Source organism: Bradyrhizobium sp. CCBAU 45394 (genome assembly GCF_028128655.1).
GTDB classification, from domain to species: Bacteria; Pseudomonadota; Alphaproteobacteria; order Rhizobiales; family Xanthobacteraceae; genus Bradyrhizobium; species Bradyrhizobium diazoefficiens.
Genome location: NZ_LBIX01000014.1, coordinates 472 through 3,306 on the forward strand (window position 1 = coordinate 472; position 2,835 = coordinate 3,306).

3 protein-coding genes and 1 pseudogene are annotated in these 2,835 nt (G+C 66.3%); 2 read left to right on the plus strand and 2 right to left on the minus strand.

Going from position 1 to position 2,835, the window contains the following annotated elements; genetic code table 11:
* Positions 1-49: 49 nt before the first annotated feature.
* Positions 50-493, minus strand: coding sequence for a site-specific integrase (locus WN73_RS44545; protein ID WP_442870058.1), 444 nt, complete (start codon positions 491-493; stop codon positions 50-52).
* A gap of 415 nt (positions 494-908) precedes the next feature.
* On the opposite strand from WN73_RS44545, the pseudogene WN73_RS09375 reads away from it, so the two are divergent.
* Together WN73_RS09375 and WN73_RS09380 are read left to right on the plus strand one after the other, a co-directional pair.
* A pseudogene (locus WN73_RS09375) lies at positions 909-1,052 on the plus strand (transposase domain-containing protein); the annotation flags it as partial.
* Positions 1,049-1,288, plus strand: a complete 240-nt coding sequence (locus tag WN73_RS09380; protein ID WP_097669996.1) for a hypothetical protein — start codon at positions 1,049-1,051, stop codon at positions 1,286-1,288. The pseudogene WN73_RS09375 and the gene WN73_RS09380, both read left to right, overlap by 4 nt.
* A gap of 161 nt (positions 1,289-1,449) precedes the next feature.
* Here WN73_RS09380 and WN73_RS09385 read toward each other — a convergent pair whose 3' ends face one another.
* Positions 1,450-2,259: a hypothetical protein gene (locus WN73_RS09385; RefSeq protein WP_442868752.1), complete on the minus strand. Its 810-nt coding sequence runs from the start codon at positions 2,257-2,259 to the stop codon at positions 1,450-1,452.
* Positions 2,260-2,835: the final 576 nt, after the last annotated feature.

The following is a 2,835-nucleotide window of genomic DNA, read 5'->3' on the forward strand; positions in this document are numbered from 1 at the left end:
GCCATAAGCTTGGCCAGCAACAACAGAATGGCGTAGTCGCGCCGTCCCATCACCGTCTCTCTCGGTCGCAACCGTCGAGAGCCTTCCGCACCTGAGCGGCAGGCAGATAGGTCGGTAGAGTTGCGAGCTTCCATCGGCGCATCGATGGAACGCAATCCGCCAACGAGCGCGAGTTCAGCCCCCGATGGTGGAGGTAACGGAGAAAGGCACGCAACGACCAGCACATCGCCTTGCCTGTTCCCGGGCTCCAATCCTGGGAGTGGCGTTCAACGTAGCGGATCACGTCCTCTTGGCTGATCTTGCACAGGGCGCCGGCGCCGCCGGAGCACACCTCGTGCAGGAACCTGCGGATGACTGGGAGATGGCGGACGATGGACCTCGGGGCCAAGCCGCGCTCTGATCGCAGGTAGGCATCGAACTCCTCGAAGATCCGTTCGTTCGGGGTGAGAGGCGGTAGCACCAACGGCGCGATCGCGCCTTCCTCGCGCAGCACTGACAGCCATCGCTTGAGCGCAGCTCGGTCACCGGGTTGGATAGACTGCCTCCCGCCTCGATGTCGGAGGCACCGCTCAACGACCTGCTCATCGAGATCGACCAGCTTGTAGCGACGGCCCCGCGATCCAACTCAGGAGCCCGCCAACCACGTTGAGGCAACGCCACGTGCCGTGCCGAACGAGCCTCTGTTCGACGAGACGAGCGGCGTAGCGCTCGACGAACTGTCCGTGCGGCCCGGCTCTGAGACGCCGGTACAGCCGGCTTCTGCCCAAGTACTCTTCAACTTCCATCTTCCTGTTCTCCGCTGTTGAAAGCGGAGGCACAGAACGAACTATGCCGAACCGACCAAACGCCGGTCAGCGAGAAATCTGGGGAAAACGACCCGACTCGGCATAGTTCGGCGGGCGGCATAAACGGCGAAAATGAACGGCATCGACCCGCAGGCCTGGCTCGCCGATATCCTCGCCCGCATTGCCGCCCATCCGGCTCGTCGGCTGGACGAACTTCTGCCCTGGAATTGGACGCCGGCATCAGCACTCTCCGCTCGAGCGGCATGACCACGCACGTCAACAAGGTCCATCACGTCACCACCATCACCCAGGTCGCGAAAGACCTCGGCGAAGACGAAGATTGGCTGTGGGACATCGCCAACGAAATGGAGATCGAGGACGGCGTCATCTGGGTCTATGGCGTCGGAGAACACGGCATCCAGGCGTTCACCGACTTTGGAATCGAAAACCTCATCGAGCTGATCAGGTTCTACAAAGAGAACCCTGGACTGCTCAGGCGGTAACCCTGCGGCCTACGCCGAGTGGATACCTTCCCCAGACTGCGCTCGCCGGATGGCTGCGCCGGGCTGTGTTGCTGGGCGGCGGCCTGATTCCGGTCCTTCGTGCCCGAGGCCCAGGCCGTCGGCGTTGCCGCTCCAGCCTGAGCTATCCGCCCACGGCGACATCAGCCCCTGAGTCGGATCTGCAATGCCTGCCGATTGGCACCGACGTCGCTGAGATTCCGCAGGTCTGGCTCCCGTCCTTGCGCCAATCGCCTAACCAGCTCCCGCGTGCCGTCCACGACAAAGACGCCGCAATCATAAGTGTTCTGCTGCTGGGCCATGACGGCTAGCTCCAGGGGGAGGTTCAGCCTTCTTGCGAGATGTTCTGCATCTCTGTTGTTGAGTCCGCCGTAGGAATCGTAGTGATAGGCGACCGGCCGCCCCCGGTCGCTGCGATCGACGAACAGGAGCGACCAATGGTTGCCGCGGCTATTAGGATCTTCAGGATTGCCATTAATCACGGGCAGGAACAGGAAGTCGGCTGTATCATTACCATTATCGTCATAGACGATGCGCTGGAACTCGGTTAGCACGACGCCATCGTCGTTAGAGCGCAGATAATTTAGGGCGATGAGGGGATTCACGAACCGCGTCCGGGCGGCGAGATCCGGATCGTTCCTCTGCAAATCCTGCTCCTGGAGCCCGTAATCCCTGTCGATATGCTGGTCGCCCAGCCATTCTGTGTCATCGAGCACCAGCCCGTGGCCGTGAGACGAGACTGTCGGATCTAAAGCCCCGATCTGAGCATTAGCGGAGGTGCTCGGAAACGGGCGTACAGAATTAGCATCGTCACGTGATTCGGGCGGCGTGGGCGCAGTCAGATCGACCAATGGAAAACCGCGGTAGGCGTCTGAGCGAGCCCTGGCAGCCGGCGCCGGCGCAAAGTGAGCATCGTCGCGCAACTCGGACGGCGTGGGCGCATCCAGATGCACCAATGACGCAAGACCGCCGTAGATGTCTGACGGCTGAGCCGGCGCGTCCGATGGTTCGGTGAAGAGCGGCGGTCTGGCGGCAGCCCCACCCACCGGCGCTGACTGAGCATCATCTCGCATCTGCTGCGGTGTGTACGGCAGATCAACAAAAGAGTTGAGATCGCGGTAGATGTGGGGGGGGGGGGGGGGGGGGGGGGGGGGGGGGGGGGGGGGGGGGGGGGGGGGGGGGGGGGGGGGGGGGGGGGGGGGGGGGGGGGGGGGGGGGGGGGGGGGGGGGGGGGGGGGGGGGGGGGGGGGGGGGGGGGGGGGGGGGGGGGGGGGGGGGGGGGGGGGGGGGGGGGGGGGGGGGGGGGGGGGGGGGGGGGGGGGGGGGGGGGGGGGGGGGGGGGGGGGGGGGGGGGGGGGGGGGGGGGGGGGGGGGGGGGGGGGGGGGGGGGGGGGGGGGGGGGGGGGGGGGGGGGGGGGGGGGGGGGGGGGGGGGGGGGGGGGACTTCTGATGGTTCGGTGAAGACCGGCGGTCTGGCGGCAGCCCCACCCACCGCCGCTGACTGAGCATCGTCTCGCATCTGCAGCGGC

What these genes read in the sequence shown, in the direction of transcription:
- WN73_RS09380 (WP_097669996.1), top strand. Translation starts at nt 1,049, where the DNA reads ATGACCACGCACGTCAACAAGGTCCATCACGTCACCACCATCACCCAG.